Below are 15111 nucleotides of genomic sequence, written 5' to 3'. Positions count from 1 at the left end.
CTCACGGTCGTCTTCCAATGTGCCTCTCTCGAGACGGAGGGCAGAAGTTTTAGTATTTATTGTTATGATATTTGGTTTTTTTTGTTGTTAGTTGTGTTTTTAGGGTAAATAAATATAGAGCATAAAATTAATATTGCAAATAGAAATAATATTTGTTCTTATTTCCATCCGTTGGCTTTATAACAACTAAACGGAATTATGGAATGAATAAATTATTGACCCTGACCCCCTTGGCGGTCGCGATTGGTTCTTCATTAGTAGCACCAAGCGCAGTGGCTTCAGAAGAGACGAACTCAACCTCATCAGCAACTGAAACGATTCAAGTCTTCGGTCATCAGTACGAAGGTTATGCTGAACACATGCCTCAATCAGGCACCAAAACCGATGTGGAATGGCTTGATGTGCCACAAGCGGTATCCGTAGTAACGAAAACAGAAATGCAAGACCGAGGCGCGGTGCGTTTAGTGGATGCGCTAGATGGGGTAGCCGGGGTCAATAACACCTTGGGCGAAGGCAGCCGCGATCAGTTCATGATCCGTGGTTTTGATTCACTCAACGATATGTACCGTGATGGCTTGCGAGATGACGGTACGTTGCAGTCTTACCGCAGCTTAGCGAACGTTGAACGCGTTGAAATTGTGAAAGGCGCTGCGGGTGCTTTGTATGGCCGCGGTTCGGCTGGGGGCATCATCAACTTGGTGACGAAACGCGCTAACGGTGAGAATTTTACTCACGTAAACGGTAGTGTAGGCAGCAACAACCAGTATGTTGGTCAGGTCGACAGCTCAATGGCGTTTACAGATAAGGTCAACGGGCGTATTAACTTGGAATACCGTCAAGCCGACTCGTACGTTGATCATGTTGATTCAAACGATTTCTTCATTGCACCGACCATTCGTGTGTTACCAGCGGACGGTCACACCATTGATATTGACGTGGAATACGCCCATCAAGAACTAGTGCCGTATCGTGGTGTGCCATCAAAAAATGGCAAGCCAGTTGATTTGCCAGTAAGCACTTACTTTGGCGGCACAAACGACTATCAGGAGTCAGACAGTCTCCGTATTGCGGTGGATTACGAATGGCGTCTGAATGATCAATGGGTATGGAACAACCGAGCGGCGTTCAACCATATCGAACTTGAGCAAAAAGGCACGCGTCAGGGCAAAGTGACGGGTAATGAAGTGTCTCAAACCGTCAACAACTTTGGTTACGATCCACGTACTACGACCACTTTACAATCTGAGTTGGTTTGGGAAACCAGGGACAATCAATTGATGGTGGGTGCAGATTTCAACCAGATCGATATCGACCTAACGTTGGCAAGTGACAAAACGCTTCCTCCGCAAAATATATACGACCCAGTCGTTGGTCCAACGCCTGATCCGGGCTTTAAGCCATTTCGTGACAATACCACCACCACGACAGGTTTGTATGTGCAAGACGTCTATACGTGGGGCGACCTTTCTTTGATCGGTAACGTGCGTTACGACTCGATGGAGCTCGAACAACAAAAAGCGGGCTCAGATAAGGAAAAGTTGGATGATGACAAAGTCAGCTACCGTGCTGGTTTGGTATACCGCATCAATTCCGACACATCCGTATACGCCAGTTTAGCGCGCTCTTGGCAGTTACCGTACGCTGGTATCTACATCAATCCAAAATTGGCGGAATTCTTCCACACCGACTTAAAAGAGGTGGGTGCGAAAGCGTACCTTTTGGATAACGCATTAATGTTGAATGCGGCACTGTTCCAGATTGATCAAGAGCAACCACAAACTAACGTGGACGGCGATGTGATCGATAAAATTGAAGTGCGTCACCAAGGCATTGAATTAGAGGCTCGCGGCCAAATCACCAAACAGTGGGACATCTCTGTTGGTTACAGCTACTTAGATGCGGAAGACAAAGCCACAGGCAAAAAGCCTAACGATGTATCAGACCACTTGTTCTCTCTTTGGAGCACTTACCAATTGGATGACAACTGGCGTTTAGGCGGTGGTGTGAAGTACGTGGGCGACCGTTACGCAGGTAACGACGAAGCCGTCGCACTTGGCGATTACACAACGGTGGATTTGATGGCGGCGTACACCACTGGTCGTCACAAAATCCAAGCGAACGCTTACAACATTTTGGATGAGAAATACATTCTTGGCGCAACAAACGGCACGTCTGGCTTAAACCAGATTGGCTACGGCGCACCAGCCGAGTTCATGCTCAGCTACGGATATCAGTTCTAGGCTTTTTGTGCGTAGTTAGCGCCTGTTAGCCGATTTTTGCCTCATATTGAGGATGTTTAGCCCCTAGAGCCTACGGGATGTATTCTGCCCGAGGCTCAATTTCTCGCAAAGGAGATCTTAATGTCTTACCAGAATTTGGATGGTAAAGTGCGTGTACGTGCTGGTTTGTCTACCACTTACAGTGTGCTTGCGATTGCAATCGCTTCTGCCACATCCATGAGCGCGGTTGCTGCTCCTGCTAAAAAAGAACAAACTACCACGATGGAAACCGTCGTTGTCACTGGTAGCGTGATTGGTAAATCTGAAATTGAAGACGTCAAAGAGTACCCAGGTGCTCGTACCGTCATTACCCGCGATCAAATCGAGAAAACCGCCGCAGGCTCGATTGATAACGCGCTACAGCGCGTGCCGGGTATTAAAGTTCAGGATGAAAGCGGAACGGGCGTATTGCCTAACATTTCCGTACGTGGTTTGAAAGCAAGCCGTAGTGGTCATGCTCAGTTCTTGATGGATGGTGTACCGCTAACACTTGCGCCATATGGTCACACTGGTCAGTCTATCTTCCCAGCAACACTGTCGATGCTTGATCGTATTGACATTGTACGCGGTGGTGCCGCAGTACAGTACGGCCCAAACAACGTCGGTGGTGTGATCAACTTAGTGACCAAACCGATTCCACACACGTGGCAAACTGAAATCAGTAACCGCCTTACCGTTTTTGATGGCGGTGATGCGCCGCTGAATGATTTTTACCTACGCACGGGCGGCTGGTTAAGCGACACATTTGCACTACAGTTGGAAGGTAACTTCCTAAAAGGTGAAAGCTTCCGTGAACATTCCGATACGGACGTGAAGAACTTCCAAGCCAAAGCACAGTGGCTACTGAGTGACACTCAAGAGATTCAAGCATTCCTGCAACGTTACGATGCTGAAACGCAAATGCCGGGCGCACTTTCGCCACAAGATTACGAGCAAGATCGTCACCAATCGAAACGTCCTTACGATGATTATGAAGGTAAGTCGACGCGCTGGAGTGTTAAGTACATCCACGATTTGCCATTTGCCGACAGTGCCGAGCTAGAAGTGCTAACGTTTGGCCATAAGTCAGAGCGTCTTTTCAAGTGGGGCTTTAACAGCGCGGGTGGCCATTGGGCGGATCCGGCTCTGCCAGCGACGGACGTTCGTACCTCTCCACGTGAATTTACCGTGTATGGTATAGAGCCAAAAATGGCGATGTACTTTGGCGAAGGTAAATCCGTTACTCAAAACTGGATCGTGGGTACCCGTTATGTTAATGAAGACATTGACTACAAACTCACTCAGACTCCAATCGCCGGTGGTGCAACCAGCGTTCCGCGTGATTGGCATCTAGATACGGACGCGTTTGCTGGATACGTTAGCAACGAAATTGGTTTGTTCAATGATACATTGAAGGTAACGCCTGGGTTGCGTGTTGAGTCGGTTCGAATGACGTTTACCGATCGTGGTAAAAAACAAACGGCAGACAACACCGTGACGGAATGGTTGCCAGGTTTGACGGTGGCATACAACTTAACTGACCAGTGGGTGACGTATGCGAACGCGCAAAAATCACTTCGTGCGCCACAAATTGCCTACATCCGAGGTTTGGGTGAAGAAGGTAGCGAACTGGCTTGGAACTACGAAGTCGGCGCGCGTTACACCCAAGATGCGACCAGCTTTAACGCTGCACTTTATCGCATCGACTTTGAAGATCAATTGCAATGGCAAAGCTCAACGCAGACCTTCGATAACATCGGAAAAACACTTCACCAAGGCATAGAGCTTTCTGCTCGTTACGTGCCTGAAGCACTACCTGCACTGAGTTTAGGCGCAAGCTACAACTATCTAGACGCTACGCTTGAAGAAGAAGGCGCGAATAAAGGTAATCAACTGCCTTACACCTCTAAGCATCAGCTTGGTTGGGATGCAACCTACGCATTTTACGGCATGGACACCACGCTATCGGGCTTCTACTTTAGTGATTCGTATACCGATAACGCCAACACCAGTGCCGAAGATGCAACTGGCGCAACGGGTAAAGTACCATCTTACATGGTGTGGAACTTCAACTTGGGGACGGATTTATACAAAGACGACAAAGGCAAGTTACGCATGAATGTTGCGGTGAACAACTTGTTTGACGAGGAGTATTACTTCCGCGGGATTGATACAAGCCCAGTTGGTCGGTACCCAGCTCCGGGACGCTCTTACACACTGGATCTGAACTATCAGTTTTAAGCGTTTCGTTCACCGAGTTTGAAAAGAAAAGTCGCCAATTTACCTTGGCGACTTTGCCGATCTTAGGTAATGGAAAACTCTTAGCACTGGAAAAAAGCAAGATGAAAAATAAAAAACAATTTACGATCAAACACTTTTCAACAGTTTTGCTGATGCTGTTGAGCTCAGCTTTGATGTCATTTAGCGCATTTTCTCAGGCGCGCAGCGTGCAAGATGAGCAAGGCACTTTTGAGCTAGAAGCGATACCTCAACGTATTGTGGTTTTAGAATTTTCGTTTGTCGATGCATTAGCGGCAGTCGATGTCTCACCTGTAGGCGTCGCCGATGACAACGATGCCACACGAGTCATTCCTGCTGTTCGTGCCAAGGTTGGTCCTTGGCAATCGGTCGGCATGCGCTCGCAACCGAGTTTAGAGGCGATTGCGGTGCTCAAGCCGGATTTGATCATTGCTGATGCAGAACGTCATCGCGCGATTTATCAAGATTTGCAGCGAATTGCGCCAACTTTGCTGTTAAAAAGCCGTGGTGAGACATATCAAGAAAATCTCGAATCCGCACACAAAATCGGCGTGGCAATTGGCAAACAAGCGAAAATGACACAACGAATTGAGCAGCACAAACAGACAATGGCGGAGTTCAAACAGCATTTTGCAACACAGGAAACCATTCAGTTTGGTGTGGTTTCTGACAAAGGGATGTGGTTGCATAGCCCGGTTTCTTACGCTGGGGGCGTTTTGAGTATGCTGGGCATCCAAAGCCCGCTGGCTCCATCTGAGCAAAAAGCGTATATCCCAACCAGTTTCGAACTTTTACTAAAAACCAACCCTGATTGGTTGTTAGTTGGACTTTACTCTCAACCAAATATTGTGGATGAGTGGCGCAAAAATCCATTGTTTAAGTTGCTAACTGCTGCGAAAAAACAGCAACTTGTTGAGGTTTCTCCTGAACTGTGGTCGTTAAATCGCGGCATGTTGGCTGCGGAAGAAATTGCCCGCAATCTTGAAGCGTTATTGGAGCGCTCATGAGTGCGGCGATAAGCTCGGAAAGCGCGTCTTCGGTTAGCAAATCGCATTGGAAAGCGAGCTTGTTTGTCTGTGCTATGGCGTTGTGTACGCTCTCAGGCTATGCAGCCTCAATGATTGGCTGGTCCAACTTTTCTTTGAGCGTTAATGATCTGACAAGCTATTGGTTTGCGTTTGATGAGGGCAATATGCTGCATCAAATCCTCGCGACGCTGCGTGCGCCTCGTGCCTATGCTGGGTTATTAATTGGCGCTTCGCTTGCGGTATCCGGAGTGCTGATGCAAGGATTAACTCGTAACCCTTTGGCGTCGCCATCCATTCTCGGCATTAATGCTGGTGCGGCTTGTTTTATGGCCTTGGCGTCCATCGGCGTACCATTCTTTAGTCAATTGAACTCAATCATCAACGCAGTACTCGGCGCGCTACTAAGTGGTGGTGCGGTCATGTTGTTGGGCGGTTTTTTTTCCGCGCGTTCTCACCCATTGCGTTTAGTGCTAGCGGGCATTGCCATCAGTGCACTGCTGATAGGGTTAACTCGTGCGTCGGTAATTTTGGCGGATGACATGGCTTACAGCGTGTTGCATTGGTTAACGGGTTCACTCTCCGCGGTAGATTCTGAACAGTGGCAGCAACTGTGGCCTTTTGCGACTTTAGGTTTGGTGCTCGCCATGGGCTTAGCGCGAAACTTAAATTTACTCGCGTTGGGGGACGAAGTTGCTGTTGGGCTAGGTGGTAACATTCGTCTTACGCGATTTATCAGTGGTTTAGCGGTTGTGCTGTTGGCAGGAACTAGCGTAGCGATTGCTGGGCCAATTGGCTTTGTCGGGTTGTTAGTGCCGCACTTGGTACGCCCAATTGTTGGTCACAACTATCACATTCTCATTCCGGTTTCCGCCTTGTGTGGCGCGGCATTGGTGACGTGGTCAGATGCTTTATCACGAGCGATTGCTTTTCCGGCTGAAACGCCAGTGGGCGTGATTACCGCGCTGTTGGGCACACCTTGCTTTATCGCGATTGCAATGAGGAAATCATCATGATGAATCAAACCAAACTGTTTGCATTAGTTGGATTGTTGCTGATTGCGTCTTCTCTCACGCTGTTTGTTGGCGCGGCGAACATGTCGGCTCAACAGGTTTTTGCATTGCTGTTTTCTTTCTCTGACTCGGACTTTGTGATTCACCAATATCGATTACCGAGAATGTTGCTCGCCATTGGCGTGGGCGCTGGGTTGGGGCTGTCAGGCGTTTTAGTTCAAGGCGTCATCCGTAATCCACTTGCCTCACCAGATTTAATGGGGATAAGCGCCGGAGCAGGACTGGCGGCTACCGCTTGTTTGGTGCTGTATCCGAATGCGCCAGTGGCAATGTTGCCGATGGTCGCCATGTCGGGAGGCTTGCTTGCTGCTGGCTTTATTGCTGTGCTGGCTTACTGGTCGAAACCAACACCAGCACGTTTGGCGCTGATTGGTGTTGCTGTCAGCGCATTTTTAGCCAGCGGTATCGATTTTCTTCTGATTGTGCACCCTATTGAAATCAACACGGCGATGGTATGGCTAACCGGCAGTTTGTGGGGACGAAACTGGCAACAAGTGCCGTTTATTTGGAGTGCTTTATTGCTGCTACTACCATTGGCGTTTTGGCTGGCTTGGCGGCTAGATGTTATGGGACTGGGAGAAGAAAGCGCCACTACACTTGGCACGAAACCAAGACAGATCCAAATTATTGCGTTGATTGCTGCCGTGCTATTGGCGAGTATCAGTGTGTCTGTGGCAGGCACGATCAGCTTTGTTGGCCTGCTTGCGCCGCATCTTGCGCGTTTGCTGTTTGGCCACAACCACAAGTTGTTGATTCCAGCCGCTGCAACCCTTGGCGCTTTGTTGGTGATTTGCGCCGATGGTTTAGCGAGAGGCTTACAGCCACCAATTGAACTACCAGTGGGAGTGCTGACATCTGTTATTGGCGCACCATATTTCATTTTTCTTTTGTATCGTTATAGAGGTTGGTAAGCATGTTACGAACGCAGAACTTATCCGTCGCGTACGGCAAACAGACCATCATTCCCGATCTCTCTTTGTCGATTCCTCAAGGTAAAATTACCGCGCTTGTTGGCCCAAATGGTTGCGGTAAATCGACACTATTAAAAACCTTGGTACGCATCAATAAACCCGCTTCTGGCCAAGTATTGTATGACGACAAACCTCTAAGCAACTACGGTGATAAACGCTTGGCGCGTTCGTTGTCTTTGCTGCCGCAGATTCTTGTCAGTCCTGAAGGTATTACCGTCAGAAAACTGGTCGAATATGGCCGCTCGCCTTATCTCTCTCATTGGGGCCGGTTAAGTCAACAAGACAAGACCTTAGTCGAGCAAGCAATGCAAGATACTGGCGTGATTGAGTTTGCTGACAAGCCAGTTGAATCGCTGTCTGGCGGTCAAAGGCAAAGGGCGTGGATTGCGATGGTAATGGCGCAAGATACCGACGTAGTGATGCTTGATGAGCCAACCACTTACTTGGATCTCTCTCACCAAGTTGAGCTGATGAAACTCATGAGGCAGATGAACGACAAAGGCAAAACAGTGGTCGTAGTGCTGCACGATCTAAACCAAGCGTGCCGTTACTGCGATCATTTGGTGGTGTTGGAAAAAGGTCAGTTAGTCACGCAGGGAACACCGCAAGAGGTACTGACAGAAGGTATGTTGGCATCGGTGTTTGATTTACAAGCGAGAGTATTTAACGACCCAATCTCAGGCACGCCGATGTGTGTGGCGGTGTAGGTTTACGTCTTTCGAAAGCTATCTGCAATAAAAACGTCGATCCATAAAAACAAACCCCGCTAGTAACAAAGTCGCTAGCGGGGTTTGTTGTTTTTAAGAGCGTCCTTAATGTGGCGTTTAAGCCAGTTTAAATGTTGCTACTTTCGAGTTGAGATCCTCAGCTTGCGATTTCAGCTCAGCAGATTGATTCATCGATTCTTCGGCACCAACTACCAAGTGATCGGTCACATCTTTAATGGACGTGACGTTTTGCGTGATTTCATTGGTTACGTGCGTTTGCTCTTCGGCGGCGGTCGCGATTTGCGTTGCCATATCGCTGATCAGCGCAACGGCCGCGTTGATTTCATCCAGAGCCAGTGCTGCGCGATCTGCATCTTCCACCGAACCTTGCGCGAGCTGAGAGCTTGTATCCATGATGGCCACTGCGCGTTGTGTGGTTTGCTGCAAGGTCTCGATCGTCGAGCGAATCTCTTCGGTTGAGGTGTGTGTGCGTTGTGATAGCACGCGAACCTCGTCTGCAACAACGGCAAAACCGCGACCTTGTTCACCTGCACGCGCCGCTTCAATCGCCGCATTCAGAGCCAGTAAGTTGGTTTGTTCTGCGATGTCTCGAATCGTTGATAGTACGGTTGAGATGTCTTGCGCGTGCTGGTTGAGCTCGCCGATGACAACGCTCGCTTGGTTGACTTCAGAAGACAAATTGTTGATGGATGACTTGGAGTTGATCACTAACTCATGACCATTTTGTGTGCTCGCTGAAGAGTCTTGAGCGGCTTTAGCCGTCTGCTCTGCATGTGCTGCAATCTCTTGCGTTGCCGATGCCATTTCAGTCACAGCGGTCGCCACCATCGTGATTTCTTGTTGCTGATGGTTCAGATCGGAAACCGATTGATTCGCGCGATTCGTGCTCAGCTCCGATTGTTGGCTCAGCTCTTCCGCTTGGTGACGAATGTGACCAATAAGTTGCTGCAAACTTTCAACGAACTGGTTGAAGTTTTCAGCCAGCTCACCAACTTCGTCACGGTTTTCTACTTTGATGCGTTGAGTTAGGTCGCCGCTACCGTTTGCGATTTGTGCAAGCGCATTCGAAACGTTGTAGAGCGGACGGAACAAGATGTTACATAGCAGATTAAACAAAGCTACGCAGATAACGACGACGATGGTGGTTGCGATGATCTGATCCCAAACAGCATCGTAAAGTGGGGCAACCAACGAGTTTTGATCTAACACCGTCACTGTTGTGAGCTTGGTACCCTCTATGTGGCGCGCGTAAATCACATATTCGGTGCCGTTAATAGAGACGCGACGCTCTGTACCTGAACGTGCGGCAGACGTAATGTCGTTGTTGTTGAGGCCCAGCTTGCTAACCGGTTGATTCAGCAGTTTACCGTTGTTATGAGTGAAAATATTGCCCTGTTCATTGGCAATAAACATATAACCTTCACCCGGTAGGATCACTTGGTTGAGACTGTTCAGGATATCACCGATCTCTACGTCAGCACCCAGAACGACGGTTTGACCATGCAATTGCAGGGCTTTACCGAGCGACACGACGTTAGCACCCGTGGCAGCTGCGACGGTCGGGTTATCCATAAAGACTTTCGATGGGTTGGCGATTGCATTGGTGTACCAGCCCCACTTACGAGGATCGTTATTACCTGGTGGCAAAACCACCCCATTAGCGTTGTCTTGTGACCCGTCCGGGTAAGCGAGGAAAACGTTATCGAACGCGCCAGAGTCTCGGACTTGTTTCAAATGCGTAACCAGAGAACGTTTCTCTGAATCAGAAGAGAGTGAAGTTAGTGCGCGCTCTTTAGAGAGTAGCCAGTCCTTTACGTATTGATTGTAAGATGCGCTAGTGCTTTCTAGTCGCTGTGCGACTTCGACATCGAGCCTATTTAATGAATCTCGAAAAGACAGCCCCTCTACCAGCACTCCCCCTAGAATGATGGCGGCACTGGCAGAGATTGCCAGTTTGTTTTTTAATGATAGATTTTTGAACATAAAGCGAATAATAGATCTTTGAATAATAGTTGTTGTGTTTTTATTCTCATCAGTGCTCTCTGCGCTGTTGAATATGCAGCAGAAAGTCAGATTCGAATCTGTTCAATAATTATATTTTATTGCTCAAAATAAATACTGACTCCATGTCGCGAATTTGAGTTTTACACCAAATAAGCAAAAGGATTTGGAACGATATTATTTATGTATTTGTAAAGTAAGGATTTGTCGATTTTTGTAAATGAGAATTGATTTCAATAAATGGTGATCTTTATCACATTTGCGTGTCTGATAATCCATTAAAAATGTGAAGGTTATAGCACCGGATATATATTGATTAGCTTAATCATTGTTATGGGCAATCGTTATGCGCAGTATATTGTTAGTCCCCGCGTTATTAGTGTCAGGGTGTGCTCTGATACAACAGTCGACGCCGATTCAACCTGACGCCAACTGGCACGTGGACCAGTTATCGAACGGTATGAAATACCATCTCTATCCAACAGAAGACCAAGAAGTCTCGGTCCGTTTGGTGATGAATATCGGCTCATTCCAAGAAACATCTTCTCAAAAGGGTTACGCTCACTTTGTTGAGCATATGGCGTTTAATGGTAGTGAGCATTTTACCGGTAACGACGTTGTCAAACTTTTTGAGCAATCTGGTGGTAGCTTTGGCGCTGATATCAACGCTTTTACCAGTTATCAGCAAACGTCTTACCAACTTGACCTTGCGAATAATACGAAGCTAGAAGATGCCCTGAAGTGGATGAGAGATATCGGTAACGGACTTGAGTTTGCTCCTGAGCAAGTAGAGAAAGAAAAAGGGGTGATTCTTGGGGAATGGCGACGTGCTAATCCAGATGATAAGTCCTTTTCTATGCATGCTTACCAAGCCTCGATTGAAGGCACTATGTATGGTGAACATGACCCAATTGGTACTCGCGAAGCGATTCAAAACGCTTCCTCGAGTAAGTTAAAGGCGTTTTACGACAAGTGGTACCAGCCACAAAATGCCGAGTTGATTGTGACTGGTAATATCGACGTAGATTCACTGTCCAAGATTATCAAAAGCAAGTTCTCGAACTGGGAAAGTACCTCGGATACGGTAATAGAGAAGCGCCGTGATATTCGAGTGAACAACGAAAACAGAATCTTGCCAAGTAACACGATGGAATCACCCAGTCTTCATTTAGTGATTGAGCGTGGTCTAAGTGGCGGCACGACGATTGAGCAACAACATGAAGTGTGGCGTGATGAAGTCGCAACACAACTCATTCAACAGCGTTTGATCCGTGTACTCAGTGATGCCGCTGAACCTTTTCAATACGCTTATGCAGAGCCCTATTACTCTAACTATCAGCGTATGATGTCGGCAGGGATTTCGTTTGCACCAGATCGCCGCGAACAAATGCACCAGACTTTCATTCGTACCTTGGCGTCGTTGAGAGATTATGGTGCGACTCAATCCGAGTTAGATAGCGTTATGTCAAATTGGCAAGGTGAACTTGCAAATATTGATTCAGATTGGAGTCAGCGTAAGCCAAACAGTTACGCAGAAGCACGTGTTTTTCAAATTGGACAAGACAGTGTCAGCCAATCAAAAGAGAATTATGCCCAGAGTTTGGCAGAATTCATCAACAACGAGAATTTAGAGAGCATTAACACACAATTGACGGCTTTGTTATCTCAGCAGCCAAGCTTTTTTATTGGTTTGGGGAAAAGCGAAACGTCAGAACAGTTCAATGGTGTATTTGCCGCTCTAAACAGTGCCTATCTTCAAACTGGCGAAAAACCGTTAGAGATGTATGACAAAGTGGATGGATTCTTAAAGCCTACCCAGGAAGGCAGCATCACGAGCATGCGTCAGGAAGCGGGTGGTTTTCAAGTCTATACGCTATCAAACGGTGTCGAAGTGTGGTTCCAAAAAGATACTAAAGCGGGTGGTCGAGCGTATATTTACTATGCGAGCCAAGGTGGTAAAGCCGCTGTTGATCCGACGTTGTATGCCGCTTATGAAATCGCAGCAACAACGGCAATACGCAGTGGGTTAGGGGCATTTTCTGGTTCAGAGCTAGATAGCTACTTACGCAAAAACAACATTGCGCTTGGCGCGATGCTTGATGCGACCAGTCACGGAGCGCAAATTACGGCGCCAAATACGCACCTAACTGATGCTTTGAATGGACTATACAACCTAGCGACGGAGATTAAAGTCGACGAGCGCCAGATGGCGGCAGCGAAGCAAGAGTTTAAACAGCAGAGCGGCGCTTTTTTTGAATCACCGATGGGCAAACTGATTCAAAAAGCAAACGGCAATTCTTATTTGCCGGGGAGTCGTCATCGTATAGTGTCCAGTGATGATGTTGAACAAGTGACTTCCGAGCAGATACTAGCGGTGCATGAGCAACTTTTCAAAACCAATGATGGCTTTAAGATGGTTATTGTTGCAAACGTAGAGCCGGAAGAAATTACACCACTTTTGCGTAAGTATGTGGCCTCTATCGAAATGAAACCGAGTCGTTCGATTGATTATCACGTTGCGTTTAACCCGGAAGTACCGGAGCGAACTGTGGTTGCGGATGGGCATGAACCTTCATCGTTGTATGTAATGCGTTTGACTAATACGAGCGATTACCAACGTACGGCAAGAGACACGGTTATCGAAGATATTTTGCAACGTATTAGTAATGCACGTGTTTTGGATATTGTGCGAGAAGAGTCTAGCCTTGATTACAGCCCGAGCATTTACACCATGACACAAGATCGCGAACCCATCTCTGATTGGCTCTTGGAGTCTCAAGTCGAGCCCGAAGACGTGGCACTTTTAGAGAGTAAACTGGGCAAAGTGTTTGATGGTTTAGCGTCAAATATTACCCAAAAAGAAGTGGATACGGCCGCGAAACAACTGGCAGTCGCGATGCAAGGATTGGATGACAACCCAGCACAGAGATCATGGGCATATACTCGTTATTTGGTGCATGATTACGGCGTCGATGTGTTGCTTGACGTTGAGAAAGTGGCTAAGAGTGTGACGTTAGATGAAGTGAAAGCGCATGCAAAATCAGCTTTTGGTCCACAAGCAAAACGCTCGGTGATGGTTTTAAATCCGGCTGAATAATCACGTAGTTTCTGACGAAAATCGTGGCAATAGTAATAAAAAAGACGGCGTGAAAGCCGTCTTTTTTAAGCACTTTAATCAAAGCGTTTTATGCTGATTTACGCGCAAGTCGCTTTTCATTGTTGGTGTTGTTTTCTTTTGTGATCGCACTGTCTTGAGCCTTACCCTTTAACGTTACCACTTCCTTTTCAGGTAATTCGGCTGCTTCACCAAAGAATTTGCCACCAGGTTCAATGCTGAGGTTATTGCTCCAGATCCTACCGCTTACGCGTCCCTTGGCAAGCACTTGAATGTGTTCTGCGTGACAGTTTCCGTCCATCATGCCGTTAATGATCAGCTGTTTAGCGTAAATTTCACCGTTTACTCGCCCGCTTTCTGCGACAACGAGAGTGCCTTCCACGTTAATTTGACCATCGACGATGCCATCAATCTGGACATCGTTTTCTACTTTGAGTTCTCCGCTAAGAGAACAGCCTTTGGCGATGAGAGTTGAAGCTGCTGAGCTACTCGTTGTTCCACTGTTTTGATTAAAGATTCCCATCGTATTCTTCGCTCCTTAGTAAAAATGTCTTCGAAATCATTAAGGCTCCAATCGACAAATGGTTTCGGATTCAGTGCTCGCCCAACAAATCGCACCTCGTAATGCAGGTGAGGGCCAGAAGAGAGCCCACTGTTGCCGGAAATTGCAATCAGCTGCCCTTTTTTGACGAACTGACCACTTTTTACTTTGAACGCTTTCAAGTGCGAATAAGAACTCGAAAAACCGAAAGAATGTTGCAGCCTGAGGAAGTTACCAGAGCCTTTATTACTGCGGCGGGTGACTTCCACTACCCCATCGGCAGGGGCATAAATTTTGGTGCCGATATTTACGGCAAAATCGAGCCCACGATGCATCTTGGCAACTTTTGTCACCGGATGGATACGCTTACCGAATCCGGAAGATAGTCGTACGTTGCCGACTGGAGAGCCACTTGGTATTTGGTTTAATAACACCATGCGAACGTTTGAGGTTATCGCCGCTGCATCGAGCCTAGCATCCAAGTTATTTGTCGAGGTATGTTCTCCAACCCCAAGCACTTTCTCTAATTCACCCAAACGTTCCGAAACAAGTTGTACCCGTTCTTCCCGTTCTGAAAGGTCATTTTCTAGCTCTGATTTAAGTGTTTTCAGTGTGCTGAGCTCTTCACCCATGGTGCGTGAATGCTCTGTCAATTCAGCTTGTTTTAACGCTGCATTATCAACGCGAGTGTACAAGTGATGAATTAAGATTACGGTCGCGGCCAGAGCAACAACAAAAAAAACGAAAAACGTTTTTATGTTGCGTTGCATCCTTTTACTGAAGTACCAATGTCTTGAGCCATTGATAGTTGATATAGAGATCGTCAACTGGTCTTTCATCGTCTTCTATTGCTCGTATTTGGTATACGTCTCGTCACTGAGTTAGTAGGAATGTAAGGAAAACGAGTAGGGACCGCCAGAGGCAAATTGGAAAGAAGTGTCAGGTCGTGAGGCGTTTTCAGATATTAGATAAAAGACTCAATAAAGATTTAATATTCTGCTGATTTTGGTCGTAATTACTCCAAATCGCTTCATTTAACTGAATATTATGATTTTTAAGGCGGTTATCCGAGAAATTGGATTGTGAATATTGCCAATAGCATCCGCACGCAATTCAACTTACTTCACGGTTTGCCTTATA

10 protein-coding genes are annotated in these 15111 nt (G+C 47.2%); 7 read left to right on the top strand and 3 right to left on the bottom strand.

Features of this window, described 5'->3' with window-relative positions; genetic code table 11:
- The first annotated feature begins 203 nt into the window (after positions 1–203).
- The 6 genes from R7E29_RS12350 (at position 204) to fecE (ending at position 8293) form a co-directional block, all read left to right on the top strand.
- Positions 204–2240 carry a TonB-dependent siderophore receptor gene (locus R7E29_RS12350; protein ID WP_318082663.1) on the top strand — a complete coding sequence of 679 codons (2037 nt, stop codon included), beginning with the start codon at positions 204–206 and terminating at the stop codon, positions 2238–2240.
- A gap of 120 nt (positions 2241–2360) precedes the next feature.
- Positions 2361–4499 (top strand): TonB-dependent siderophore vibrioferrin receptor PvuA, encoded by a 2139-nt coding sequence (gene pvuA / locus R7E29_RS12345; RefSeq protein ID WP_054576556.1) that lies wholly within the window; start codon positions 2361–2363, stop codon positions 4497–4499.
- Between the two features lie 101 nt (positions 4500–4600).
- Positions 4601–5524, top strand: a complete 924-nt coding sequence (locus R7E29_RS12340) for a Fe(3+) dicitrate ABC transporter substrate-binding protein FecB (RefSeq protein WP_025768676.1) — start codon at positions 4601–4603, stop codon at positions 5522–5524.
- Between the two features lie 74 nt (positions 5525–5598).
- Entirely contained in the window at positions 5599–6558 is a 960-nt protein-coding gene (locus tag R7E29_RS12335; protein ID WP_250654690.1) for a FecCD family ABC transporter permease, read from the top strand.
- Positions 6555–7526 carry a FecCD family ABC transporter permease gene (locus R7E29_RS12330; protein WP_054576557.1) on the top strand — a complete coding sequence of 324 codons (972 nt, stop codon included), beginning with the start codon at positions 6555–6557 and terminating at the stop codon, positions 7524–7526. Before R7E29_RS12335 ends, R7E29_RS12330 begins: the two co-directional genes overlap by 4 nt.
- Positions 7527–7528: 2 nt before the next feature.
- Positions 7529–8293, top strand: coding sequence for a Fe(3+) dicitrate ABC transporter ATP-binding protein FecE (gene fecE, locus R7E29_RS12325; RefSeq protein ID WP_005383457.1), 765 nt, complete (start codon positions 7529–7531; stop codon positions 8291–8293).
- Positions 8294–8410: 117 nt separating this feature from the next.
- Here the strand turns inward: fecE and R7E29_RS12320 are convergent, their stop codons facing one another.
- Complete coding sequence (locus tag R7E29_RS12320; protein ID WP_054576558.1) at positions 8411–10297, bottom strand: methyl-accepting chemotaxis protein; 1887 nt, start codon at positions 10295–10297, stop codon at positions 8411–8413.
- Between the two features lie 364 nt (positions 10298–10661).
- Between R7E29_RS12320 and R7E29_RS12315 the strand changes: the two genes are divergently transcribed.
- Positions 10662–13412, top strand: coding sequence for a M16 family metallopeptidase (locus R7E29_RS12315; protein WP_054576559.1), 2751 nt, complete (start codon positions 10662–10664; stop codon positions 13410–13412).
- A gap of 88 nt (positions 13413–13500) precedes the next feature.
- Here the strand turns inward: R7E29_RS12315 and R7E29_RS12310 are convergent, their stop codons facing one another.
- Positions 13501–13953 (bottom strand): polymer-forming cytoskeletal protein, encoded by a 453-nt coding sequence (locus tag R7E29_RS12310; protein WP_080773744.1) that lies wholly within the window; start codon positions 13951–13953, stop codon positions 13501–13503.
- Positions 13857–14810 (bottom strand): M23 family metallopeptidase, encoded by a 954-nt coding sequence (locus tag R7E29_RS12305; protein WP_005374721.1) that lies wholly within the window; start codon positions 14808–14810, stop codon positions 13857–13859. The genes R7E29_RS12310 and R7E29_RS12305 overlap by 97 nt, the downstream gene beginning before the upstream one ends.
- Positions 14811–15111 lie beyond the last annotated feature (301 nt).

This window comes from Vibrio sp. Vb1729, from assembly GCF_033338655.1.
GTDB classification, from domain to species: Bacteria; Pseudomonadota; Gammaproteobacteria; order Enterobacterales; family Vibrionaceae; genus Vibrio; species Vibrio alginolyticus.
This window is presented reverse-complemented; position numbering and strand designations above follow the sequence as displayed.